The organism is Acidovorax sp. GW821-FHT10E04 (assembly GCF_059415185.1).
The window spans coordinates 813401-838833 of the sequence record NZ_JBWKMT010000002.1 but is presented as its reverse complement, the minus strand read 5'-3'; the positions used below and the strand labels follow the sequence as shown (position 1 = coordinate 838833).

Annotated in this window: 20 protein-coding genes; 3 read left to right on the top strand and 17 right to left on the bottom strand. The window is 59.1% G+C overall.

Going from position 1 to position 25433, the window contains the following annotated elements; translation table 11 throughout:
* Positions 1–49: 49 nt before the first annotated feature.
* Complete coding sequence (locus tag AC07OC_RS08930; protein ID WP_494600882.1) at positions 50–943, bottom strand: NAD(P)/FAD-dependent oxidoreductase; 894 nt, start codon at positions 941–943, stop codon at positions 50–52.
* A 158-nt stretch (positions 944–1101) separates the two neighbouring features.
* Between AC07OC_RS08930 and AC07OC_RS08925 the strand changes: the two genes are divergently transcribed.
* Together AC07OC_RS08925 and AC07OC_RS08920 are read left to right on the top strand one after the other, a co-directional pair.
* Entirely contained in the window at positions 1102–1677 is a 576-nt protein-coding gene (locus AC07OC_RS08925; protein ID WP_494600880.1) for a TetR/AcrR family transcriptional regulator, read from the top strand.
* A gap of 464 nt (positions 1678–2141) precedes the next feature.
* Complete coding sequence (locus AC07OC_RS08920) at positions 2142–2426, top strand: DUF4148 domain-containing protein (protein WP_494600878.1); 285 nt, start codon at positions 2142–2144, stop codon at positions 2424–2426.
* A 76-nt stretch (positions 2427–2502) separates the two neighbouring features.
* Here AC07OC_RS08920 and AC07OC_RS08915 read toward each other — a convergent pair whose 3' ends face one another.
* The 6 genes from AC07OC_RS08915 to AC07OC_RS08890 form a co-directional block, all read right to left on the bottom strand.
* On the bottom strand, positions 2503–3207 hold the full coding sequence (locus AC07OC_RS08915; RefSeq protein ID WP_494600876.1) for a Crp/Fnr family transcriptional regulator: 705 nt from the start codon (positions 3205–3207) through the stop codon (positions 2503–2505).
* A 96-nt stretch (positions 3208–3303) separates the two neighbouring features.
* Positions 3304–3852 (bottom strand): PaaI family thioesterase, encoded by a 549-nt coding sequence (locus tag AC07OC_RS08910; RefSeq protein WP_494600874.1) that lies wholly within the window; start codon positions 3850–3852, stop codon positions 3304–3306.
* 95 nt (positions 3853–3947) lie between these two features.
* Positions 3948–4754: an oxidoreductase gene (locus AC07OC_RS08905; RefSeq protein ID WP_494600872.1), complete on the bottom strand. Its 807-nt coding sequence runs from the start codon at positions 4752–4754 to the stop codon at positions 3948–3950.
* 41 nt (positions 4755–4795) lie between these two features.
* Positions 4796–7882: an efflux RND transporter permease subunit gene (locus AC07OC_RS08900; protein WP_494600870.1), complete on the bottom strand. Its 3087-nt coding sequence runs from the start codon at positions 7880–7882 to the stop codon at positions 4796–4798.
* Entirely contained in the window at positions 7879–8997 is a 1119-nt protein-coding gene (locus AC07OC_RS08895; protein ID WP_494600868.1) for an efflux RND transporter periplasmic adaptor subunit, read from the bottom strand. Before AC07OC_RS08895 ends, AC07OC_RS08900 begins: the two co-directional genes overlap by 4 nt.
* Before the next feature lie 83 nt (positions 8998–9080).
* Positions 9081–9698, bottom strand: coding sequence for a TetR/AcrR family transcriptional regulator (locus AC07OC_RS08890; RefSeq protein ID WP_494600866.1), 618 nt, complete (start codon positions 9696–9698; stop codon positions 9081–9083).
* Between the two features lie 92 nt (positions 9699–9790).
* Here AC07OC_RS08890 and AC07OC_RS08885 point away from each other — a divergent pair, with 92 nt between their 5' ends.
* A complete protein-coding gene (locus tag AC07OC_RS08885) occupies positions 9791–11290 on the top strand; it encodes an efflux transporter outer membrane subunit (protein ID WP_494600865.1) in 1500 nt (499 codons plus the stop codon).
* A 200-nt stretch (positions 11291–11490) separates the two neighbouring features.
* Here the strand turns inward: AC07OC_RS08885 and AC07OC_RS08880 are convergent, their stop codons facing one another.
* The 10 genes from AC07OC_RS08880 to AC07OC_RS08835 all read right to left on the bottom strand — a co-directional run bounded on the left by AC07OC_RS08880 (position 11491) and on the right by AC07OC_RS08835 (position 24559).
* The gene (locus AC07OC_RS08880; RefSeq protein ID WP_494600863.1) at positions 11491–13119 is read right to left on the bottom strand and encodes a TIGR04141 family sporadically distributed protein; all 1629 of its coding nucleotides are present in this window, start codon (positions 13117–13119) and stop codon (positions 11491–11493) included.
* A 231-nt stretch (positions 13120–13350) separates the two neighbouring features.
* Positions 13351–14181, bottom strand: a complete 831-nt coding sequence (locus AC07OC_RS08875) for a retron system putative HNH endonuclease (protein ID WP_492244243.1) — start codon at positions 14179–14181, stop codon at positions 13351–13353.
* Positions 14178–16376, bottom strand: coding sequence for an AAA family ATPase (locus tag AC07OC_RS08870; protein ID WP_492244242.1), 2199 nt, complete (start codon positions 16374–16376; stop codon positions 14178–14180). Before AC07OC_RS08870 ends, AC07OC_RS08875 begins: the two co-directional genes overlap by 4 nt.
* 169 nt (positions 16377–16545) lie before the next feature.
* Entirely contained in the window at positions 16546–17925 is a 1380-nt protein-coding gene (locus AC07OC_RS08865; protein WP_494600860.1) for an MBL fold metallo-hydrolase, read from the bottom strand.
* Positions 17922–19790 (bottom strand): hypothetical protein, encoded by a 1869-nt coding sequence (locus tag AC07OC_RS08860; protein ID WP_494600858.1) that lies wholly within the window; start codon positions 19788–19790, stop codon positions 17922–17924. Before AC07OC_RS08860 ends, AC07OC_RS08865 begins: the two co-directional genes overlap by 4 nt.
* A gap of 61 nt (positions 19791–19851) precedes the next feature.
* Entirely contained in the window at positions 19852–20883 is a 1032-nt protein-coding gene (locus tag AC07OC_RS08855) for a patatin-like phospholipase family protein (RefSeq protein ID WP_492244239.1), read from the bottom strand.
* Positions 20884–21258: 375 nt separating this feature from the next.
* A complete protein-coding gene (locus tag AC07OC_RS08850) occupies positions 21259–21537 on the bottom strand; it encodes a hypothetical protein (RefSeq protein ID WP_494600856.1) in 279 nt (92 codons plus the stop codon).
* 474 nt (positions 21538–22011) lie between these two features.
* Positions 22012–22965 carry a hypothetical protein gene (locus tag AC07OC_RS08845; protein ID WP_494600854.1) on the bottom strand — a complete coding sequence of 318 codons (954 nt, stop codon included), beginning with the start codon at positions 22963–22965 and terminating at the stop codon, positions 22012–22014.
* Between the two features lie 388 nt (positions 22966–23353).
* A complete protein-coding gene (locus AC07OC_RS08840; RefSeq protein WP_494600852.1) occupies positions 23354–24004 on the bottom strand; it encodes a hypothetical protein in 651 nt (216 codons plus the stop codon).
* Positions 24005–24007: 3 nt separating this feature from the next.
* Positions 24008–24559, bottom strand: coding sequence for a hypothetical protein (locus AC07OC_RS08835; protein ID WP_494600850.1), 552 nt, complete (start codon positions 24557–24559; stop codon positions 24008–24010).
* Positions 24560–25433 lie beyond the last annotated feature (874 nt).

The following is a 25433-nucleotide window of genomic DNA, read 5'->3' as shown; positions in this document are numbered from 1 at the left end:
TGTTTCTCGCAATAGCCCACAACAACCCAAAGACGGGTACTCGGCGTCCTCAAACCACCATTGACTGCTGGGCAAAGATGCCCGCCATCGCGCCCTGCCATGTTGACTGGGTGACCGAGGGCAAGAAGGGCGTCGCGAGGTCGCCAGCTGCGTAGATGCCGGGCACGCTGGTTTGGCGGCGCTCATCAACCTTGAGGACGATGCCGGTGGGCGTATCGACCGTGGCGAGGCCAAGTGATGCATGCAGGCTTGCGGACGGCTTGTTGCGCGGCTGGGCAAACAGGATATCGACTGCGACGTTGCGGCCGGTATCGAGATTGACGGTGGCGATGTGGCTCTGCTGGTGGGCGATCTCGACGATTCGGCCATCGGCAACTGGGATGTTGCGGCGCGCCAGATCGGCCAGGACATCTTGCGCAATGTCATGGCCATCGGCAAAGACCGTCAGCTTGTCAGTCCAATCGCGGAACAGCCTGACGGACTGGTGCGACTGTGGGCCCGACCAGAGGACGCCCCAATGCTGGTCGGCGACTTCAAAGCCGTCGCAATAGGGGCAAGGCACGATGGACGTGCCCCAGCTTTCGGCGAAGCCTGGAACATTGGGCATCTGGTCGGCAACGCCATAGCTCAGGATCAGGCGACGTGCCCTGAGGCTTTCGTTGTCGTCAGTGACGACGCAGAAATCGTCGATGGCGCCAGACACGCTCTCGGCCCGGGCATTGACCAACCTGATCGCGGGATAACGCGCCAGCTGCTGCCGCGCCTCAGCCAGGATGTCCAGCGGTGGCTTGTGATCGTGGCCAAGCACGCCATGTGAGTGGTGGCCGAAGCGATTGCGCGGCCGACCAGTATCGAGAACAGTGACTTTGCGGCGGGCACGGCCGAGTTGCAGGGCGGCGGCGAGGCCAGCAAAGCTGCCGCCGATGATGATGACGTCATCCATGGTGATGGGCTCCATGTAGGCTGATTGATTATTGGACTTACAAGTACAGTAATGTAGGATTTATATAATGGACCGTCAAGTCCACTATATAAACCATGCCACCCTCCCCATCGCCCTCGCCCAAGTCCCAACGTGGCCGACCACGCGATCCTGAGCGCGTGCGGCGCATCCTGGAGGCGGCACAAAAACACTTCAATGAGCATGGCCTTGAGCGTGCCAGCGTCGATGCCATCGCAGCGGATGCCGGGGTGTCCAAGATGACCGTGTACAACAACTTCGGCTCCAAGGAGGGGTTGTTCCAGGCGGTCGTGCGCGACAGGTCGGCGACGGTGGTGGCTGGGTTCCCGGGCGCCGGGTCACTGGACCCGGACCAGCCGGAGAAGGCGCTGCTGGTGATCGGCGCCCGGTTTCTCGCACTGGTGCGTGGGGATGCCCTGGGCGCGTTGCGCGCTGTCTACGGCGTGGCGGGTGCCCAGCCGGAAGTCTGCCGCGCGTTGTATGAGGAAGGCCCGGAGCGTGTAAACGGTGAGCTGGCTGCATACCTGCGCCGCGCCCACTCGGCGGGCACGCTGAAGGTGCGAAACCCAGTTCAGGCGGCAGACCTGTTCCTTTCGATGTTCATGGGCTCCGGGCACATTCGCGGACTGCTGAAGCTCGAGATGCCGGATACCCGGGAAAACAAGGCTCTTCTGCACGAGGCCGTACGGGTCTTCATGGCGGCTTACAGATCGTAGTCAGCCGCCTCTTAGGAGCGCGCAAAACAACAAGCTCTAAATTTTCGAAGCCGCACTCGCAGCGGATGCACCTGGGGTATTGGCGAACAATCGATTGATCTGTCGCCGCTGCCAAGTCCCAACCTGAGACAGCTTGCCATCAGTATGAAATTCGCTATAGCGGATGCTGATCGTGCGACTTCGTTGACCCCCAAAAAAACGATTGCTCATTGGGAGCGCTATCCCGAGTGGTACCTGCTGAGTGTCCTAGGCGACCGAAAATGATCGGGTGAGTGCTACTCATGGCCCCATGCGATATTGCGATCTACGTGAGAAAACACACGGACCGCATCAGATCAAAGATTGAGAATTTTCTCAGCGCCAGGAAGTAGACAACGCACCAAGACAGGCCATGCGCGTGACGCGATGGACCTGCTTGTGGGAAGCGGGATGCTTTCGAAGCGCACATTCAATGAGGAACCATCATGAACACCACTTTTCGCATTCTTTCTATCTCCGCAGTGGCGGTATTTGCTTCCTTCGGTGCGCAGGCTGACGAAGCAGACGCTTCTCAGCACGCACTGAAATTCGAGACCCAACGCACGCGCGCGGAAGTGGCTGCCGAAGCCGCTACTGCGGTCAAGACGCGCAGTGTGCATCCTGCGGGCTCGCAGGCTTTGGCATATCAATCAAAGGCTGATCGCACGACAGTCAGCGCCGCCGCCGCTGAGGCTCTGCGCAAGGGCCAGATTTCGTCCGGCGAACTTTGACGGGGCCACGAGAGGCGGGCTTTGGACCACCTCTCAAAATCGTCGCTCGGGTGAGCCTGTACACCGTCAGTTCGATTCAAAGGTCCTGAAGTCGCAGCTCCAGTGCCGCTACATCGTTCAGTACGATTCTTTGGCGTGTAGAAGTGATGATCCCCAGCTTGCGCAACCGTGCTAGTTCCCGACTGACTTCTTCGCGTGAAGCAGCGATCCGTGTCGCCAACTCTGAGTGAAGTGGCGCTGGCGTGATGACGGCACGGTTGTCCGCAATGCCGGCTTGCCGCGCCATTTCCAGCAAGCAACTGTAGAGCCGTCCTGCAATGTTCAGAACGCCCAGCTCGACCAAGCGGCTCATCAATTGTTCTGCCGCGATCTGGAGCGATTCGCGCACCCGTCCAGCCAGAGGGACATTCTCCTGAACCAGCCGCATGAAATCGGCGCGTTGCAGGCAGGCCAGTAACGATGGCTCCAGGGCATGCGCCTGCAAGGAGGCGGCACTCGCCCCCAGCACGCCGATGACCCCAAAATGCCCGCCTTGGTCAAAGTCCGCAATGAGTAGCTCGCGCCCATTCGGAGACAAGGCTGACACGCGCATCTTGCCTTGGCAGACGATAAAGAAGGTGTCTTGGGATCTGCCTGTCGCAATGTGCCCTGTGTGTAGTTGTTGCCAACTGCACTGGCGAGCTACCTCGGAGAGCTTCGATTCATCCATTCCGGCGAAGAGGCGGCACACCTTGAGCCTGCGTACCGCCACCTCCGACGGACTGTCCTTTACGAATAGCATGGCTGTCTCTTGGCTGCCGCGCGAACTCTGGCTTGGCGCGTGGGGCAATTCGGGCACGAACGTGACGGCGGCCGAAGCGGCCGAATGCAAACTGCGCTACGCATCGCGCTTCGACAAGTCGAAGACCAGGCATGTCGTGGTGGCGTGGGCATACAGCTTGCCGTGCTCATCCTCAACGCGGGCCTCGGCGGTTGCGAGCCGATCTCCGCCATGAACCAGCCTGCCCGTGGCCCGCAGCGGGCCAGTTTTGTGGGACGCAGACCGCACGATCTTGATGCTGAGTTCGGCCGTGGTGTAAGACCGCCCCGCAGGCAGTGCGGACTGAATTGCGCAACCCAGTGCAGAGTCCAAGAGCGACGCAAACCAGCCCCCATGCACGCTGCCCAGCGGGTTGTAGTGGGGCAGCTGCGGGATGCCCTGGAACACAGCACGGCCATCGCCCACCTCCAGCAACGCGAGGTTCATGGTGTCGTTCATGGGCGGGTAGGGCAGCTCGCCAGACACCATGGCTTCGAGGATCTGGCGGCCGCTCTTTCCCGCGATCTGCTCTGCACGGGCCAGGCCCGGCGAGCCACCGCCTACGCGCATGCGCTGTACAGCGTCTGACTGTTGCGTGGCCCAGTTCGGGGGGGTGTTTTCTTCCATCACGATGCTCTCCAGTTGAATTGCAAGGAAGTGCACTTGCCGCAAGCCACGGTGGGCTTGCTGGCGGCGGCTGCGCGGGGGATCATTGCCAGCCGTTACGCCAGCCCGAACGATTTGCGCAGGCCCTTTCCCACCGGGCCTGCGGGCATGAAGCGGCGCAGCTTGGCCAGCAGCGACGCCTCGCCCTTGGGCGTGTGGCGCATCTTCCAGGCCCCGAGTGCGGCACGGACGATGGTGTCGGCCACGCCCTGGGGTGGGGGCGCCTTCTGCACGTTGCCCTGGATCGCTTTCGAAACGATCTCCAGCTCCTGGCTGTAGTCAGCGATCCGCGCCACCGTTTGGGGCGCGTTCAGATCCAGGTTGGTCTTGGTGAAGGAAGGCTCGACCAGCGAGACGCGAATGCCGAACTGGCGCACCTCATGGTCCAGCGTTTCGGCCAGCCCTTCGACCGCATGTTTGGACGCCGAGTAGAGCGCCATGTAGGGCGCGGGCAGAAAGCCGAGCACCGAGCCCACATTGACGATGCGGCCTGAACGCTGCGCTCGCATGTGGGGCAATACGGCCTTGATCACGCGCAAGACGCCAAAGAGGTTGGTGTCAAACAGCGCCTGTGCCTCCTCCACAGAGGTTTCTTCAGCCGCGCCCAGCAGGGTCACCCCCGCGCTGTTGACCAGCACGTCGATGTGCTGGGCTTGCGCAATGATGGTCTGGATGCCGCTTTCAACAGACATCTCGTCGCGGATGTCCATCTCAACGAGTGCCACGTTGGGAATGGCGTGCGCTTTGGCGGTGTTGCGTACGGTGCCGAAGACCCGGCAGCCCTGCTGGGCAAACTGTATGGCCGCAGCACGACCGATGCCCGAGGACACGCCGGTGACAACGACGACTTTGGATTTCGGCATAACAGATCCTTTTTTTGTATGAGGGATGTGCAGTGGGGGAATCAGACGGATGCTGAGGATGAGGAGGAAGAACGAGCGGGCCGGATACCGAACCAAATCGAATACATCGCAGGCAGGAAAACGAGCGTGAGGACCGTGCCGGCCAGCGTGCCGCCGATCAAGGTGTAGGCCAGCGTTCCCCAGAACACGGAGTGCGTGAGCGGGATGAATGCCAGGATCGCGGCCAGGGCGGTGAGGATCACCGGGCGGGCGCGTTGCACAGTGGCCTCGACCACGGCGCGGAAAGGATCCAGCCCGGCCTCTTCGTTTTCGCGGATTTGCCCGATCAGGATCAGCGTGTTGCGCATCAAGATGCCCGACAGCGCAATCAAACCCACCAGCGCATTGATGCCGAAAGGCTGCTGAAACAAGAGCAGCGTGGGCACCACGCCAATCAGGCCCAGTGGGCTGGTCAGGAAGACCATGACCATGCCCGAGATCGAGCGGACCTGCAGGATGATGATGAGCAGGGTCGCCGCCAGCATGATGGGGAAGATCGGCAGCATGGCGACGGTGGCCTTGCCCGCTTCTTCAATGGAGCCTGCTTCGACGATGCGGTAGCCGCCCGGCAACTTGTCCATGATGGGCTGGAGCTGCTGGGTGATGGCGGTGGACACGTCCGGCGGCTGCAGGCCCTCGGCAATGTCGCCGCGCACTGTGATCGTCGACGTGCGGTCGCGTCGGCGCAGGATGGGGTCTTCCATGCGCACATCGACCTTGCCCACCTGCGACAGCGGGATGCGCTGCCCGCCCGATCCCACCAGCGACAGGCCCGAAATTTTCGCGGGGTCCAGGCGGACATCGCCAGCGGCCCGGCCCATGACCTGCACCGAGCGGATGTCCTCGCGCACCTCCGTCAGCGGTGCGCCGCTCAGCAGGAACTGCAGCTGCTGGGCCACAGCGCTGGAACTGAGCCCCACGGCCGTCAGGCGGTCCTGGTCGAGTGTGAAGTGCAGGGTCGGGACACGCGCGCCCCAGTCTGTGTTGACGGTGCGCATCATCGGGCTGGCCTGCAGCACGGCTTCGACCTCGGCGGCAATCTCGCGCAGCTTGTCGGGGTTGGGGCCCATGACGCGGTAAGCCACCGGGAAGGGCGAAGGCGGGCCAAACACGATTTGTGTGACCCGCACCTGCGCTTCAGGCGCCAGGCCATCTGCCACGGCATGGCGCAGCCTGAACTTGAGCGCTTCCCGTTCCTTGTCGTTGCCCGTGAGCACCACGACCTTGGCGAACGATGGGTCCGGCAGCTCGGGCGACATGGCCAGGAAGAAGCGCGGGGCACCCTGGCCGATGTAGGCGGTCACGACCTTGGCCTCGTCCTGCTTCGCCAGCCAGGCTTCGACCTTGGCCGTGGCGGCGCTGGTTTGTTCGATGGACGTGCCATAGGGCATCTGCACCTCGACCAGCACTTCCGGCCGGTCGGATGTGGGGAAGAACTGCTTCTTGACCACGGCCATGCCAAGCACCGACACCACAAACATAGTGACGACGGAGGCCGCCACGATCCACTTGCGCGCAATGACACGGCCGAGCAACTGGCGAAACCGGTTGTAGCGCGGCGTGTCGTAGATGGCGTCGTGCCCGCCCTCCACCTTTTTGAGGTTGGGCAACAGCTTGACGCCCAGGTACGGCGTGAACACCACGGCCACCACCCACGACGCGATCAAGGCAATGCCCACGATCCAGAACATGTTGCTGGTGTATTCACCCGCGGTGGAGCGTGCAAAGCCATTGGGCATGAAGCCAATGGCCGTGACCAGCGTGCCCGACAACATGGGCGCTGCCGTGTGGCTCCAGGCGTAGGCAGAGGCGGCCACACGGTCGTAGCCTTCCTCCATCTTCACCACCATCATCTCGATAGCGATGATGGCGTCGTCCACCAGCAAGCCCAGCGCCAGGATGAGCGAGCCCAGCGTGATGCGGTCAAAGTTCTTGCCAGAGGCCGCCATGACCACGAACACCGCCGCCAGCGTCAACGGCACAGCGGCTGCCACCACGATGCCCACACGCCAGCCCATGCTGACAAAGCACACCACCATCACCACCAGCAGGGCGACGAAAAACTTGACCATGAATTCGTCCACCGCTGAGGCGATGTTGACGGCCTGGTCGGTCACCTTGGTCAGCGTCATGCCCATGGGGAGTGCTGCGTTGATTTGGGTGACCTCAGCCTCCAGCGCCTTGCCCAGGTCGAGCCCGTTCCAGTCGTCGCGCATCACCACGCCCAGCAGCAGGGCGGGCTCGCCACCATTGCGCACCAGGAACGTGGCGGGGTCTTCGTAGCCGCGCTCGACGGTCGCCACATCCGACAGCTTGAGCGTCCGCCCCTGCGCGACGATGGGGGTCTGCCGAATCTTCTCCAGGGTGTTGAGCGCGCCATCCACACGCAGGAAGACCTGCGGCCCCTGGGTTTCGATGGAGCCTGCAGGGGTGAGCATGTTCTGGCTGTGGAGGGCAGCAAAAATGTCCTGCGGTGACACACCCAGCGTGGCGAGCCGGTTGTGGGAGAACGAGACGAAGATCCGCTCGGGTTGCTCCCCGATGATGTTGACCTTCTTGACGCCCGCCACGTGCAGCAGTTGCTGGCGCAGCACCTCGGCATCGCGCACCAGCTGCCTTTGGGGTTCACCCTTGGCTTTAAGAGCGAACAGCGCAAAGGTCACGTCGGCATATTCGTCGTTGACCATGGGGCCGATGACGCCTGCAGGCAGCTTTCGGGCCTCGTCGCTGATCTTCTTGCGGGCCTGGTAGAACTCTTCCTGCACCTGCGAGGGTGGCGCGCTGTCGAGCAGCGACACCATGGTGAACGCCAGGCCAGGGCGGGTGAAGGTTTCCGAGCGGTCGTACCAGCGCAGTTCCTGCATGCGCTTTTCAAGCGGCTCTGCGACCTGGTCCTGCATCTCCTGGGCGGTGGCGCCAGGCCAGGCAGTGACGATCGTCATCTGCTTGATCGTGAAAGGTGGGTCTTCAGCGCGCCCGAGCTGGGCGAAAGCAAGAATGCCAGCCGCAGAGATCAGGAAGATCAGGAACAGGGTGATGGCGCGCTCGCGCACTGCCAGCGCCGACAGGTTGAAACGGCCTTGGCTCACGGACGTGCTCCTTCGGTCGCAGCGGCGGAAGCCGCCATCTCGACCAGCCGGACCGAATCACCTTCACGCAGCAGGTGCGCACCCAGGGCAACAACCCGCTCCCCAAGCCTGATCTGGCCCGTTACGTAGGCCCCCCCATCGTCCAGGCGCTGGACGGCCACCGGCTGCCAGGCCACCTTGGCGGGTTCACCGCGAATCACCCACACGCCCGGGCCCTTGCCCGCATCGAACAAGGCGCCGATGGGCACTTGCAGGCCCGCCGCCGCAGAGGCTTTATCGTCTGCGATGCGCACCACCACCGTGGTGCCCAGGGGCGCGTTTGCCAAGTCGCCTTCCAGCACATAGCGCGCCTCGAAGGTGCGCGTCACCCGGTCTGCCGCGCTGGACAGCTGCCGCAGCCTGGCCGGGACGGCGTGCCCCTCCTTGCCGAACAAGGTGGCTTGCGCCTGCGAACCGATGGCGGGGCGCAGAGTCTCGGGCAACTGGATCAGAGCCTCGCGGCGGCCTGCGTGGGCCAGGCGGACCACGGGTTGCCCGGCGTTCACCACCTGACCGGGCTCGGCCAGTGTGTCCACCACAACGCCGTCGCCGTCGGCCACCAGCTCGGCGTAGCGGCTGGCATTGCGGGAGACATCGGCCTGGGCTTCGGCGGCGCTGAGCTGCGCCTGGGCGGCGTCTGCCGCTGCCTTCGCCTGGTCGTAGGCTGTGGCAGAGATGGCGCCTGTGCCACGCAGGTCGCGGTAGCGCGCTTCATCGTCCGCCGTCTGGCGTGCACGGGCGCGTGCAGCGGCCACGGCCTCTTGCTGCGCATGGGCGGCCAGCTTCAAGTCCACCGCATCAATGCGCATGAGCGGCTGGCCGCGTTTGACGGTCTGCCCCGCATCCACCAGCCGCTCCAGCACCTTGCCCGGGACACGAAAGCCCAGGTCGCTCTGCACCCGCGCCGCTACGGTGCCAGTGAACGCCCGAGGGGAAGCAGCGGCCTCCTGGACGACAGCGGCCCGCACCAGCGGCGCCTGGGTGCGGGGGTCGGAAGAAGCCTTTTCGCCGCAAGCGACCAGCGCCAACGGCAAGGCAGAAACGAGAAACAGGGTGGCGAGGCGAGGCCGAAGCATGAAAGTCCCTTGTGCGAATGGATCGGGACTTTCATTGTGATTCTTGTGACCAAATTAGTCAATAGTCACAAATCAGTTGTGACTCAAGGGGACAGGCTGCGCAGAACCAGGCTGGACAGTTGTGCGGGCGCCTCGTTGGCGTAGTCCAGGCTGTGCTGCAGGATCAGAGGGTTGAGGTAGGGGCGCATCACCAAGTGGATGGCGGCGGTGGTTTCATCCAGCGGCGTCTTGCGCTCGAAGTCGCCGGTCTGTCGGCCTTCCTGCAACACATCCCGCAGCAATGCCTGCAGGCGCTCCTCATAAACGATGGTGGATTGCCAGCGCTCAGTCGCTGCCGAGGTGGCGATCTCGTAGAGCTTTCTGTCCTGAAAAAAGAGCCGCAGGCTCGACTCCACAATGGCTTTGAACATGCGCCGCAGCTTCTCGGGTGGCCGATCGGCCTGGGCCACGGCGGCCCGAACCTCGCTCTCGATATCGCCCAGGCAGTTGGCACAAATCATCTCGCCAATGGCCTGCTTGGACTCGAAGAACTTGTAGATGTAGGCCTTGGAAAAACCGATTTCCTTGGCCAGATCGGACACGGTGGTTTTTTCGTAGCCGTAACGGCTGAAGTGCTCGGTGGCGGCCGTCACGATCTGGTTTCGCACCTCGTGGTCCGCAGGGCCCCGGCCTGCGGCGGTGGGATGGCTGGTTTTGGTCATGGGTGCAGCTTACGACAGTCTCAACCACTAGACAACCAGTGACCATTTGGTATTATAGTCACAATTCAAGGTCCTGATCGCCGGAAAACACCATGCTGCCCAAACGCACCCTCGCCGCTCTTCTTGTTGTAAGCCTGTCCGCTGGCTGTGCCGTGGGGCCGGACTATGTTCGCCCCCCTGTCGCCCTACCTGGGCAGTTCCAGGAGCGCACCCTCCGAGAGCAACCGCTGCAGAAGGCGCCTCCAAATCTGGCCCACTGGTGGTCCAGCTATGGGGACCCTCAGTTGACGCAATTCGTGTCGCTGGCGCTGCAGCAGAACCTGGACCTGGCACAAGCCGCTGCCCGTGTGGCCCAGGCGCGTGCAGGGTTGGACGCTGCCGACGCCGCACTGCTGCCGTCTGCCGCGTTATCAGGCCAGGCAGCCCGGGCCTACCAGTCCACGCAAACGCCCGTTGGACGGGCCCTGAATTCGATGCCGGGCTTTGACCGGTATGGCAGCGCCTACGAGGCCAACCTGGGCGCCAGCTGGGAGCTGGATGTATTCGGCGGCCTGCGCCGGGGGCGGGAAGCGGCTACGGCCGAATACCAATCATCGGAAGCAGGCGCAGTGGCCACCCGGCTGGCCGTGGCAGCGCAGACGGCAGTCATCTACATCACCGTGCGTGGCCTTCAGGCCCGCCGGGACGTGGCCCGCCGGCAGGTACAGACGCAGCAGGATCTGCTGGCCAACATCCGGCTGCTGCACGGTAAGGGGCTCGCGGCAGAACTCCAGGTGCGGCAGGCGGAAGGCACGCTCTCGCAGGCGCAAGCGGCCATCCCCATGCTGGATGCGTCCCTGGACACGGCGATGAATGCCATGGATGTGATTCTGGGAACGCCCCCAGGCACCCATCGCGCAGAACTCATTGCGCCAGGCAACATCCCCAGCACGCCCCAAGGCATCGCGACGGGGTCGCCCAGCGACCTGCTCAGGCGCAGGCCAGATCTCATCGTTGCCGAGCGCCGCCTGGCGGCATCCAATGCGCGCATTGGGGCTGCCATCTCAGAGTACTACCCCAAGCTGTCTCTCAGTGGCCTGGTGGGGAGCGCAACCTCTGTCTCCAGTGGCAACCTGTTCTCAGGCGGCGCTAGCCAAGCCACGGGCGTGCTCGGGCTGCGCTGGCGCCTTTTCGACTTCGCACGCATCAATGCGCAGATTGAACAGGCCAAGGGGCAAGAGGCAGAGATGCTGGCCGCCTACCGGCTGGCAGCCCTCAAGGCCACGGAAGACGTGGAAAACGCGCTCTCTGCCCTCGCCCGGCGGCAGGAACAGATGGCGGTATTGACGAGCGGAGTTGATTCGCTGGGTCGCGCGCGCGCCGCATCGTTCTCTGCATACCAAAAGGGTGTTGTCAGCTTGATCGAAGTCCTACACGCCGACGAGACGCTGCTCCGGGCGACCGAAGCGCGTGTACAAGCGCAGACGGAGTCGGCCCGCTCAGCCGTGGCGATCTTCAAGGCGCTGGGGGGCGGGTGGGAGTCAAACCTGTACACAACAACGCCTCCCACGGACGAGGCGCCCAACTATTCGAGCGTCAAGATTCGCTCGTGAGCAGCCGTTCGTAGTCCATCTTGCGAACGGCGGCAATCAGCCTGCAACGGCTATCCCTGAAGTCGCTTCTGCAGCGAAAGCCGCCCTTCGGCCGGTCGGGGAGAATGACAGCAACATGATGCTCCCCGGACATTCATCGTTGCCAAACGTTGTCGTCCAGACAGTGGCGCGACGTCGTGGATGGTGATAGAGCGAACGCGCTACGCCTTTTTCTTTCCCTTTTTCGGCCGGATTGTGACGGTCTTCGCGTATGCGTCGTTCACGGCGATTTTTAGAAGTTCGACCTTGTATCCGAAGCCCCTAAGCACCTTGCGCGTATTGACAAGATTGACCTTGGAGAAAAAAGGTAGATGCAGATCAGTGCCCGGCGCATCGCTGATGACGGCATAGATGATTGTGAAGGATTCATGCTCCGGTTTCGGCTCGATCTTCAGCAGTTCGCGGTGGGTCAGCGCAAGCTGTGCTCGGACTTTCTCACGAAATTTAGGGTCGATTTGAATGAGTTGACCAGATACGAAGCCTTGAGCGAACAGGTGGCTCAAGACGCTGGACTTGCCGTACATTTTCACGTGGATCAGTTCACGGTTGGATGAGAAAAGATCACAGATCTCGACCTGTCCATGGCCACCGCCGTGCATGACTTTCTTCTTGTCATCGAGCAGGTCATAAATCATCGGCTCGAGTGCTGCCACCTGCGCGTTGTACGCTCCTTCTCCGCCACCCAGGTACTCGGGAAGCTTGATATTCGACAGCGGGATCACCGCATAGTCTTGGCTCGTCCGTTCCACAAAATCTTTGGCGATGTTGAACCACTTGCCGTCATTAAGTATATGTGTAACACCGTCGAGCTCGATCTCCGCATACAGGCACTTGAACACTGACCACGACTTGAAAACCTTCTTATGGTCCGCGTCGGCGCAATGTACGTGGCGCGCCCGCAGCACCTCAAGAGTGATAGGTCCATCGACAGTTTTGCGAAACCCCTCCATATTGATATCAGGGTGAAGAATGCCGTCGCCGTGCGGTGAATACATAAATCCCTTGACCGTCGTCCATTCGATAATTTCCGGAATCGACAGCCAGACGCCGTCGAATTGGCCTGCGGACATTCTTGCTTCGAGGGCGCTCTCAAGGGAACTTATGACCGCAGCACTCTTGGTCGTTGAGATGTTGTTGACCCATTGATAGTCCTCTGCGTTTAGTTCGGCTTCGAAAAGTTTCCGGTACTCATCGAGCAGAAACGGCAGATCGGAGAGATCCAATCTGACCGAGACAGCCAGCGCGTCGCTGCCTGCCATACGGTTGCCGAGGATCGGATTCTTGGGTGCGCCTACGATGGCCTTCAACATGTCCTGCTCAACGCTCAGGCCGAACTGATCCGGCGTCGTCTCCTGGCCGGACTGGATGCGCATGTGGCTCTCAATGGCATTTAGCGATTGCACATCGACGCAGCGGAACGTCTTCGGATCAACGGCATTGAGAGCGCAGAGAAGCCCGAAGCGCTCTTCGATCACATCATCCCTCAGAAGAAAGCGTCCGCCCTGACCGAAGGCCAGGACAAAGCAGCGTTCATTGATCTTGACAAAAAAGGCAGCAGCTACACCCTCGACAGCCAGATCCCTCGGATTGATGAACTCCTTGAACAGAGCAGACCATTTCGGCGGCGACGGAGGATTCTTCCTGACAAAAAGGTGCCCGGTCCCGTGGCCTGCGATGGCAACCTCAGCGGGCGCGTCGCAGGCCTCGACCTTTATAACTTGGTGAGTGGTCGTAAATGGCTGTTTGATGAGGAAGATGCTGAGATGGTTGACTTTCTTTTCTTTTGACATCGCTGGTCTCCTCCAGGAGCAGTGCTTGTGCGGCAACTTTGCTTTCACGTCAATCGTCACGCTCTTCAAAATTGAGGAGATCGACAACTACCGCACAGCCTAGCTGTGAAGAGTCAACAGGTTATTTCCAGTTGGATCTAGCCAGGCCACGGGCACCAGCATGCCAATGCCGCTGCCTTACGGCAGCAATCAGCCTGCTGGTACTTATAGTGTGCTGAAGCCAAACGCAGGTCACGGGTGAAGCCCGAACTCCCGAAATACGGCTCGGACAGCCGCCAGGTAGGGTTCTGTCTTGTCGAGGTGGCTTTGAGCCTCTTGCATCAGGGTTCTCACCTGATCGTCCAGAAAGGAACGCATCACCGGGTCGGCAGTGGCCTGAGCTTTCGCAGCAATCTCACTCGCTTGCTGGAGAGCCGCTCGCACTCGCGTCTGCTTCCTCTCCCGCTGCTCGACCAAGTCCTTCCGCGCGAGTCCATAGACCTCGATCGACGCTTCTCCCTTACGACTTGGAGCTCCAACTGCGTCCAGCGCCGGCCGCACCAATCCCTTGTCGAGAAATTCAAGGTGCTGCTCGGGATCGTCGTCGCAGGGATTCAGAAGCAATGGCTCCTCCCGATTTTTGGACCCGTGACTGCGCCAGCGTCGGGACTCGTCAGCAATCGGAAATAAGTTCGCCTTGCCCGATACACCTGTTGCTCTGTCGATGAACTCCTTGGCTCTTTTGCGATTGCAGTCGATGCAAGACGGCAGCAAGTTGCTCCATGCGGCAGCTAGCCAGTAGTACCCCGGCTGCGCAAGCTTTCCATTGACAATGACACCGCCCTTCGGACGGAAGTGTTCAATGTCCTCGGGGCCTCCGGCGGCGTAGTTGAATTCACAATAGGCGCACTTCTTGTTAAACATCGCACGCAGCGCCGCGACGACGTCGTCTTCCTTGTAGGCTTTGAACTCGAACTGGATGCCGTTCTTCACCGCTAGGATGGCATCCTTCGTCTCCTTCACACCCTTGGCGTCGATGCCGTCAAGGCTGGCGGGAGTAGGAACTCGATCTACGTGTATCACGTTCCGCTTCCAGCCACAGGCGGTTCAATCCGAACTTCCGCCCACAACGACTTCAAACGCTCCCGCGCGGCCGCCTGAGTTGAGTCAGACAACGCCTCAAAGTTAGCCTTACTTTGGGCGATCATGGCGTCTGCAGCTTCAAACACCAGCCGCTCTCTTGGAGTCAATCCAAGGCGCGCACCGTCATCAAGTTGCATGCGCAGTTCACTCAATCTGGCGTCTTGCGCTGCTGTTCTCGAGCGCTGAGCGAGCAAAACGTAGTACTCCTCAAAAAGCGTGTCTATCGCTAAATCTTCGGTGGAGTTCAAACCGAACAATTCGGAGGTCAGTAGCTGATCGACCCGCATCAACTGCGGAGATGGGAAGTCTGCACTGTCCGCTGTTATGGCGACCACTTTGCCATCCAGAGTTCGTTTAAGCACAGCGACCTCTTCGCGCTCTAGCCCACGTAAGGTCAGTGGCTCGTGACTGGTGACGATAAACTGCATGCGAGGAAATACCTCCCCGAGGCGCTGGACAATCCGCATCTTCCACCTTGGGTGGAGATGAGCGTCCACTTCGTCGATTAGCACGATGCCTTCGGCCGAAGCCATGTCTTGCCAACCCAGCCGCATCACGCTCATGATGTCCAACGCTAGTGCAAGTACCGCTTGATAGCCGCTGCTGAGGGTATCCAGTGTGTCTTTGACTCCAGGCGTTTCGACAAATATTCGGTCACCTCTGCGAGTGAACTTCGCGCCGTCGGCTCGTGGCAAGAGTGCTGACAAAGAGCGTACAAATCTATCGAACTCAGTCTTCTTGGCTTCGTAGAGCCATGGCCGTCCATCACTCAGGCGAGAGTACGGGTCGAAGAGGTTGTTAATCCTGAACCTGGAACTACTGGGAGCGACATCTTTATCTTGCTTCAGCAAGCGGGTCGCGCCGTACCCGAGCACCATCAGTTTCGGCTCAGGTGGATCCACCTGGATTCGATTGCCTCGCCGAATGAGCGTCATCACGATGGGCTTTGACATCCCTGTTACGTGTACTGTCACTTGTCCACGGCTACATCCACGACGCAGGAGGTCGGTTGCCTTGATGCCTGTGCTTTCGACGCCAGCCTGACCAACGAGCGCGCATGCAAGGGCCTGAAGCACTGTGCTCTTGCCGCAGCCGTTCTCACCAAGCAGGACGAGCCACTCGCCTGGGTTGCCGCTACCGATGGAGGCGCGTAGTTCCAGTTTTTCGAAAGCCCTGATATTGATCAATTCGAAACGCTCGATGAACCTTGCTTGGCGGTAGTAATCATCCGACACGTTCTTGTCGGCGATCGAGTAGGACTCAGTGCCCTGGTTCCGGGCTGTCAGTCCCAAAGACGCGTCCTTGATCTCCTTCTTGCGTGAGTTGAGACCGGAAACCAGGGCAGTCTCAAAATCGAGGAAGCTCCGTGTCAATCGGTGCAGCCTTGGGCTAGCCTTCGATGCTTCAACGGCCCAGGCTTTCACATACTGTCGCCTCATAGCGGTAAAGGGTTGGTCGGGCGCCGTCATTCTCGCAAGCACTTTAAAAATGCCTTCCAACTGCCGCTCACTAGGCTTTCCCTTAGTCATGAGCGAAAGCAATACGAGTAGGTCATTCCTTCGAGCTTCGACAAGCGAATCTCGGTTGAGTCCCAGGACGTCGATGCTTACTCGCCCTCTTTCATCGTTGCTCGTGACGCGGCCATCATCCAAAAAGAGTAGTACGCGCGTGGGCTCATCTACACGAGGATCCAACAAGAGCCGGTCCTCGGATTCCAGCGCGGCTCCTACAGCACCGATCGGTGCCCTAAGGCCTCTAACGGGAAAGCGTTGCCCCTTCAAGGTGTTGCATTGGCGACAAGCCGGTAGATAGTTGCTCCACTCGAAGGTCAGCCACCAGTAGTAACCATCGTCAATCTTTCCGTCCAGGTTGGCTGCACGCTGCTTCGGCCGAAATGCTTCGATATCGGGTTTCTCGGTCGGCGTCTCGCAGTAGGCGCACTTCGCAGGCAGCTGTTCTCTAAAACCCCTTCGTACGTGCGGATAAATGCGAGTGCCAATGCGTTGGAAGTCGAACCGAGACTGTGCTCGAGATGAGGACGTTCTTAAAAAAAAGGCCTCCGCTTCCTTTCGCAACATTAGCGCTTCCTGCGAAAGAAAGAATTCTGGAGGTCTGGTTTGAGGAAGCTTAATCATGACTGCATCTCCGTCTGCAGACAATATGGCAACTGAGCATTCGTGACGTGTCCGTACTGAGCCAGCATTGCGTGCGACTCTGTGTGATGTGCGCGTTCGCCTTAACTTCACGTTGAGGAAATACTGGCAGCATCTTCATTGCCGCGAGCGGACTTCGTGACATCATTGCTCAAAAATCGATTCGGACTTGTGTAAAGAGTCCATTGATTGCCATCTCCTGGGTGGAGTGGAAATGCGTATCGTGCTTAAGCTCATCAACCAGCGTTTTTCTTGGAACTTCTGTTCGCTTCTCCTCGCTGCCATGCTTGCCAGCCATCGTCGAGAGAACGGAGGTCATGCGATTCTTTTTTGACGGATTTCCACGCTTGCTGAAGCCCTTCCACAGTGACTTGGGCGTGGCATTCAGGCTTCCGTGATGTCCGACTTTGTAGAGGTCAACATCTGCCAGCATCTCCGCAACCCCGGGTTGTTCAAGTGCATATGACCAATTCTCGATCTGCGCATCACCAGGAAACAGCAACCGCTTTCCACCCACCTCGAAAAGCAAGATGAGACTGGTGTTGTTCATCGCCTTGTCCAGCATGGTGACAATGCCGAGAAGCTGATTGCCGCGAGCATTGGTGATGTGCTTCGCCGCCCAGCGTGCCTCTCGCGGCAGCTTGCCTTTTTTGGCGAAAACATAGCTCGCAGCAAATGGCCCATGCGCATTGCCGTCGATTGAGTTTGCCGTGGACACTCCACGAGCATGGAAATGCCAAAACTCATCGTTGTCGGTAGCGCGCTGCTTCTTGATGGTCGCGCTTTGATCCACCGTGGGTGGCCCCAGAACGTGGGTCTTTACACCGGGTAGCAAATCCTTAAGAGGATCCTCCATGCCGTAGTACGCGTACGAGCTTTTTCCTGCCTTCCCCATGTCCGCCAAGTTCTCAACAGCAGAAAGGTTCTTGGTGTTATCCCGCCCAAGAAAATCAAGCCGGTCAGCCAGGCCGCGTGGTAGTCCTCCTGGCTTCTCGGCGGCCAATTTGACGACCTGCTCCGCCACGTTGTTCATGGCCTGAAGAGCGCTAAACGCCCGAGTACTCCCAGAGGTGGCTTTCGCCTTCTTTGTGCGTGGCCCCGTAGCATCGGTTGCCAATGTCAAATCTTCAGTCCATGGCTGCAGTACAAGGCGAGGCTGAAGTGCCCGAATGATGTCTCCGGAGCCACTACCGTTGGATTTCGTGGCGAACCCGCTAATGTGGTCGGCATGCCTGTGTGTAGCAACAACAGCATCCAGTTGCGCTCCCCGACATTTCTCCCTGATGTCTTCCGCAACTCTTTGCATTAGCTTTCCACTGTCTGCCTCTGGCGCTCCAGTGGTACCGAAATCAATGAGTACATGCCGCTTGTCAGAGTCGCCATCCCCATACACGAACTGCAACAGAAAGCAGTCGCCAAAGCCTACTTGGTAGGCGAACAGATTGAGATGAGTCGGTCCCTTGGCGGACTTCGTCAAAGCATGATGCTTTGCCCCCGTGCCGGTCTTCGCACGCGCCTTGTTCGTACTCATACCGAGCCTCCTAAATGGCCTTTGATCGGACGCGATACAGGTTGTGCGCTTTTGGCTCGCGGACTGGACGAAGTTCTCTGCCGTTTGCCTGTGTCATCACAAGAAGCGCAGTGCGCTCGCATCCAATGTAGATTGGCAAAGGCACTGCCTATCTCGGGATCCTCCGTGGGCTCGCCGACCAGGTACTCAAGCCGTTTGCGCTGCCATTGACCATCGTTCATTTGCCTGGCGATGTGGTACTTCAACTGGCCATATTGGTCAAACACAAGCGTACCTGCGCCATAGACGGTCAGCGCCGTATTGGAGCTCACACCTGGTGGGCGCGGATCCACGTTACAAACCACCTTGAGCTCCGCCCCGAATATGTTGGCGCGGCTGACGTATTCGCAGATGGTCTCGCGCAACAGGAAGCCTTCAGGCCCGATGCGTAGGCTGGGGCGTACAGAGACTACTTGGGTGTAGGACCGCTCGTCGACGCCCAGCGCGTCTCGGTTTTCCCAGATGAATCGGAATACTTCTTCTGGGTCGCGGAGCATGGACTCAAAGTTCGTCCTCCGGTACTGGATAGAGGCGTGCTGCGAGAAGCCGATCCAACAGCCACTCGCGTCCGTTCTACTCACAGGAGGCACTATTCCGAAGGACCCAAATACTTCTAAGACAGTGTTTCGATAGTGGTACCTCTTGTCATCGGGGGCAATTTCAGCATCTGCTGTGAGCAGCGCTGCAAGGTAGTCCCCGAATTCCAAGTCCAAAGGCGGGCAATAGTCGAGGGCTCGAATTGACATGGTGAGAAGGTGGTCTGCCACCTTGGCCCCCTCGGCCGCAACCTCCACGAGGTTGTAGTAACCATCATCAAAGGTCCCAAGCTCCTCAATGCGACGCAGCCAGATCTGAAGGAACGTGCGCATCAGGGCGGCAGCTAGGATTTCCCCTCGGGTATGCGGCTCTCGGAAGTCTGGAGAGTCGAGCAAGTCGCGCGAGGGCTTGATTCGCACTGATCGACGCAAAGCATTCGCTCGCATCCCACCAAGCGCCCGCCCAAACTCCTCCGCAAGTCCCATGAGGGCGCCGTCGGTCAAAGCGCTGGCAGTGAGCGCCCTCCGATGAATCAGAGATTTGCCCTTGCTCTTGATGACTACGCGGTTGGCAACATCATTGAACTGAGTCAGGGCCAGTTCAACGACTTCCTTGAGGGAAAAGACCGACAGCAGCGCGACAACATCTGAGAAACCTTCATGAAATGCAGCCTGATCCGGTCCGGAGAAATTCATGAAGCCTGCGCGGAGCCCGTCCAGCAGAGCATGGGTAGTCTCGTGCACGATGATGTCGTGCGAGAGACTCGTAAAGACAAAAGGCTTCACAGGCTCCTGATCGGCTTTGAAGTAGCCGAACATCAACGCGCGGTCTTCACGGGAGTAGAACGCATTGGCATCCACAAAGGCGTGCGGGGCAACATGGAGCTGATGACCATCGAAACCCCAGTGCACCCGCCGTCCCAACGCGTACTCAAAACGCGCCAGCGTTCGCATTACCAACGCATAGACGTTCTGCCCGTGAAACGCCGGGTTGGCTAGCAATTGGTCTTCCACCTTTTTGCGGAGCTTGCTCCCGGGAGGTGGAAGCTGGGCCGCAAAAATGTCCTCTAGCCTGCCTTCCGCATCCTCTTGGTATGCGTGGGCCTTGTACAGCACACCGGCCTCAGCATCGAAGTCAACGACCTTGACCCGGTATCCCGTGGGCCCGAGGGCAAGTCGTTCTGCTGGGACATCTACAGTCGCAAATACCCGCTCTCCTGCGGGCCCAGTCACTCCTGGATCTTGGGCCAACACTAAGAACGACTGCTTGCCTGGCTTGATCATCGTCACGGCTGGGCTCCTCTAGACTGCGCGACCATATGTGGTCGCAATTCGACCTGGACAGATCGGATCAAACCGCCGCGAGGAGCTCGGGTGCGTATGAACGAAGGCGGGCTTCAACGAGTGCCCCTCCGTGGCGTTGGAGAACAGTCATTTCGTCGTTGTTCAGCCGCTTCAGGTTGGTGCTGATCGAGGACGCAAAGGTGGCATCTCCCGGGTTGGCTTGTCCCTCGACGCTATCGATAGAGAACCACAGTGGCTTTGGCCCCTTACCCGCCAAGTGCCGATGCTGCATGCGATCGAACTGCAGCCCTCGCACTTGCTCCATCAGAATGTCCAGTGCAGCTTTGAGGACCATGGCTCCGGCCTCTGTAGGCTCCGAGGTATTGGTGAACGGCTTTCCTCCGTCACTGGTGATCAAATAGTCGAGCTTGTTTCGTTCCACACGCAGACCAGGATTGATACCGAGGTTGTCGTAGACACCTCCGTCCGTGAGCGTCACATAGCCCACTTTCTCTGCCGGAGGGTAGACATCCGGATCCAGCCGCAGAGGTCCGAAAACAGGCGGGAATGCTGAAGATGCCGCAACAGCATTGCTGATTCTGAAGGTTCCCGCATCGACAACGCCAAGCTCATGCTCGCCCATCTCCGCTTTAGAGGCGCTCCCGCCACCAGCGACAAAGAAGAACATGTTCCCCGTCGCGATGTTCGTCGAGTTCAAATAGATCCGAGGGCCGTGTTGCAGAGTGGACAACGACTTCTCACCGAAGAGATCTTTGTCGTAGCTCTCTGCCAACTTGTCCAGGCGGGACTCAAACGGATCCAGGATGCCCCCGATCACGGATCCCACCGCAATTGACTTGGTTCTGAGGTACTCGTCGAGCTTTTCCAGCGCTGCATCAACGCCACTCGACCAATTCACCGCAAGCGTTGCTCCCGCAATACTTCCGCCACTGACACATGTCAAAAGATCAATGCGTTGAAGAAGCCCCAGTGACTGAAGCTTACGCAACATGCCTAGATGAAAGGCAGCGGCTCTGAATCCCCCGCCAGACAAAGCAAGGCCAATGCGGCAATCTTTGCCGCCGATCGTCACTGTCATAGTCCCTCCATTTCGGTCGCATGAATTTATGAAGAAACGTTACAGCAGCTGAAGGGGAACATGCAAGAAGTTTGTTTCCTGAACAAACTTGTCACATTCTTTGATGAGAAAAAACGCGTCGCGTGGCTGAAGCCGGATTTTTGGGCGGAATCTTCGGGCCAGAACTTATCCCCTTGTTTTTGAGAGCATCAATGGCGTAGCGAAAAAAGCAGGCACCTGCAGACCATCGCTGCAGTCCAGTTATGCACTGAATTTGCCCTCCAGTCTTCGGTCTTGGTCAAGCGCAGCGCCTCGATGAGGTACAGCTTCGATACATCTTTTCGGGCAGCCTGACTCTATATGGCGGACAAACAGCTGGTACTCGAGTCCAGCACATCATTCATCGTCCGCGTCTTCCTCTTCTGGTAGTACGATTGCAACTTCTTCGGCCTGCTGCTCGATACCCTCCCTAGCGGCATTCTCCCGTTCGATGCGAATAGCGTCCTGCATCATCTGAACGAAAGGACTCAGCAGCTCGACGCCAAGTTGATACTCAGACTCGAGAAGCACCTTGCGCTTGGTATCAAAAACGAAGGCCTCGCAATCTTCCGTCTCATCCCAGCCTTCAGGAACATCGCCATTGGCAATGAAGAGCTGGTGAGTCTGCGCCTCCACCACGATGCAAATACTCTGCAGTATTTGGTTACAGATAGTACACGCTTTGCATCACCCGTAGCCACACAGTTTTGACCATCAACTTACGGGCAGTTCCTGGAGCAAGAAACTAGCCTAGGCTATCTACCAGAAGTCCTCGCAATTCTTGATGCAAATCAACATCATTACTCAACTCGCTGCGTGGTTCTCAGTACACATACTTGGCGAAAATGCAAGACTGTTAGCAGTCCGACAGCTGCCATTACGCCACGTCACATTGAGCGACTGCATCCAGCCTCAAGCAGCCGCGCCAAATGTCGGTTGCGCAGCGATGGCAAGGTTGACCGAGTGCGCCGCAATCTGGGCAGGTGCCCGAAGGCAGTTTTGCAACGTTTGACACGAGACGCCCGACCCGGCTTACCGGGGTGGGTCATCTCGATGGAAGACTGGAGAGCCCATGTCCTAAAGGTGCACGCCATACCGATGGGGCTTGCCTCAATGACTGAAGAGCGGAGACACCGAGAACTCAATCGTCGCTTCTTCGGTCTTCAGCGTGCCAAAGGGGATGACGTGATGCTCAATCCTGCTGAACCCGCAACTGCGCAAGCCCTTGGCGATCAGAGGGTAATTTGCGTAACGGACACGGTTGTACCGTGGAAGCATGAAGTTGATGAGGTATGCCTCGGCGTCGTTGACGATTTCACTTCTGAACCGCTCAAGAGGGGTGCCCAGTAACACCGCACCGATCTCTTCATCGCTCAGTGGCCGGCCCAGCGAGTCACTCAACTCACCTCCGTCAAGCATCTGAAATGTGACAGGCGTCGATGCGTACTCGATCCCAAAGAACAGCAGTGAAATCTCCATGGTGGGAATGTCTTTGGCGATCCTGGGAAACTCTCGTGCAAGGATCCGCTGAAAGGTTTCATGACTTCGAAGCCGACGTTCTATCGGCTGATCCTGGGCCTGTCCGATGTAATGAACCTCGTAGCGGAGCAAGGCAGAAATATCGCCCTCAATGCGCGCGAAGTTGCCTATGCGCAAGTGCTCGAACAGTAGCCTCTCGGGACTCAAGTAGCCGGTGAATTGCTCCTCCGAATCGAAAAGTTTAATGGCAGCGACGTTCTTGAATGGCGGAGTAGGCGCGGGCTGCTGGTCGTAGAAGCCAAACTCGATGATCGTCTCGCTTGTCGAACCGAAGTAGGGCTGACCGGGAAGTACGTCCAGCTCAAACCTTAACGCCGTTTCGTTTCCACGCTGGCGAATCCTTCCGCTGATGACCCCGCTCTCAGCCACAACGTCATCGAAGAAGATCACCGGCCGTTGGCAGATCATGTAAAGCGACGATGATCGCCAACGCTCCTGGACCGCCGCCTCTTCTCTGAAGTGGTCAAACTCATAGGCGGACATCGCCGGGTAGGTCATTAGAAATCGAGTTGTGATGCTGCTCATGTGGGCACATTCTTTCAAGGCCGACTATGGCTCACGTCGGCTGCCACCCGAGGCGACATCGAATTGCCAAGTATTCACGTGTCAAAGCTTGGGCTCAGAGCTCAGGGGTAAATGATGCAGCTTTTCTGCACGTGGACCGCGTCGAGCTCTGCAGCTTCCGCGAACGTTAGAAAGCATGCATGCAGAGGTAGGGCCAATGAGTCTGGGTGTAGGTACAGACGAAGCGCATCAGCCTGTTCATCGCTGATGCAGAGGATCATTAAGTCAATGTCTTCAGCGTGCTCCTCGTCTCGCTCAACCGAGCCGAAGAGGTGCCACTCGGTGCCTGCAATTGCCGGCCCAAGGGTCAGCGCTGCATGACGCAGGCACGCGACGACTCTCTGGCGAATCAAGAGCCTAACCGCTTCATCAGCTCACGGACGCCCAGTGCCTGCGCGCCCATGTCCATGGCTGCGGCCTGCGCTGCAGCGCTGATCCCGCCATAGCTTGAAGACTTCACAATAACGTCGAAAGGTCCGACGCGCGATCGCGCGTTTCGCACATGCTCGGCGCCCATGTTGTAGGCGTCGATCACCGCGACAGTGATGGGCTCACCGTGTCGGCGCTCGGCCCTGACTACTGAGTCATAGACGTATGAGACGCTGGCGACATTTGAATGCTGCTTCATGGCCGTGATGAAATACCCCATGCCACTATCGCGGAAGGAGCCTGCATCTCCAGTTTTTGCGGCTCGGGCTACATCGCCCAAGGTCCCGAAAGAAGCAAATGCCGCGTGAAGACGGCCTATGGCTGCGCCGCTCCAAAGCGTCTCTGATGGCACGTTGATGACCAGCTCCGGCTTTCTGTGCCCCGAGAAGAGCGGGTCGACATCGGCCAGTTCAATGACTCTGCGTGCGGGAACCCCCAGGACAGCAACTGCAAATTCGTAGCCTGTTATTGCTCGCACTGCCAAGAACCCCTCGGGGGTCCGTTCAATTACCTCGACGTCCTTGCGTTCGGCCAGCTTTGCGGCCACCCATGCGGTCGTGTCACCATTCACGTTTCAGCCCTCCAGAATCTGCTCAAACTCGGCGGGGAACCGGGACGCATCCTCGTCGACTCTTTCGATGTGAAACGCCTCCAGGTCGTCAATGTGCTGTCGAAATCGTTCAAGTGTTTCCTTCTCGTCGACAGTCAACAGCCCCCGGTTGACGTCGAGTAGCGCAAGCATCCGCTTGCTGTTGGGTAGGATACGACTCAGCATCTTCCGCTTCCATTGCTCGGCCGCGCCGCTCTCTGGATTTTGAGCAGCGTCAATGTGTGGTCCATAGCGCTCAAAGATCGCACGGTTTTCGGCCAGCAGAGGCTCTATGACCTGTCGGGCGTCGCCACGCCCTCCGAACTTCACCGCCCCGAATATCTGCAAGAGCTTATGAGCGTGATCGCGCTTCCAGCCCAACATCATGGCGTCGGGAAACGCCTCCGGCGCCTTGTCCACCATGGTGTGACAGTTGGCGCACAGCATGACCAGGTTCTCGAACGCTCCGCGCTCTTCCTGGCTAAGCTCGGGGTTAGCACGGGGGCCGCCATCGTTGGCGGCAAAGACGTGCGCCATCTCAGCGATGTGAATTGACTTCCCTGCTGCCTCAACAAACAGTTCGTTGCCGCACCCGGGGTTTTGACAGTAGCCAGCGGAAGCGGCGAAGAGCCTCTTCTGAGTATGCAAGTCAGGCGATGCAGCGCCTCTTGAACAAGCCATCGTGGTCACTCCCTTTTGCTTTGATCTGCAGCTGTATTTTGATGGGAGGATCGGCGCCGAGCGTAGAGCACCTCCGAAGGCCCGATTATCTCCACGCCCGCCGCACGATCTGTTCCAGGAGTGGGAGCGGCCATCGTGTCGCTCAATCGCAGATGCGTTATGGGGAAAGAGAACGCCAGCATCAATCGCACTGAGAATCTGCCCGATCAGTAGTGCCGGCAAGATGACATCACCGCAATACCCGAATAGGTGCGGATCCTCCTTCGCAGCGAATACTTTCCGTCCTGCCTCCCAGCGGCGATGAGCCCCTCCCCAAGTGATGCGGCTGTCTGAAGCAATGTAGACCGCTCGTGGCAGATGTGGCTTTTCGCCTGTGTCAGAATATGAAACCCAGGACTGAAGAGTTGTCATAGCTTGCTTTGGTTCAAATACGCGCTTGCGGAGCGCAAAGTTTAGGTCGCACGAATAGCTGCTCTGCAGCGGTCGTGCTCGGCCACAAGAAAGCCAAAGACTCGATTTGGCGAACAATAGGATGGCTGCAGAGCACTCCTACGCGAGCGACAGCTTCTGGCCGTGACTGTCGGCACTCGGACGCTCCGGTAAGCAGACGTCCAGTCGTTTCAGCGGTCAGGTTGACGTAGGGCAAAGACCTCGGTTTCGTCGGGGCGCATCTTGATGGGCCTTCAACTCGATGGGAGACCATCATGGGAACCATAGCCAATTCAGCCAC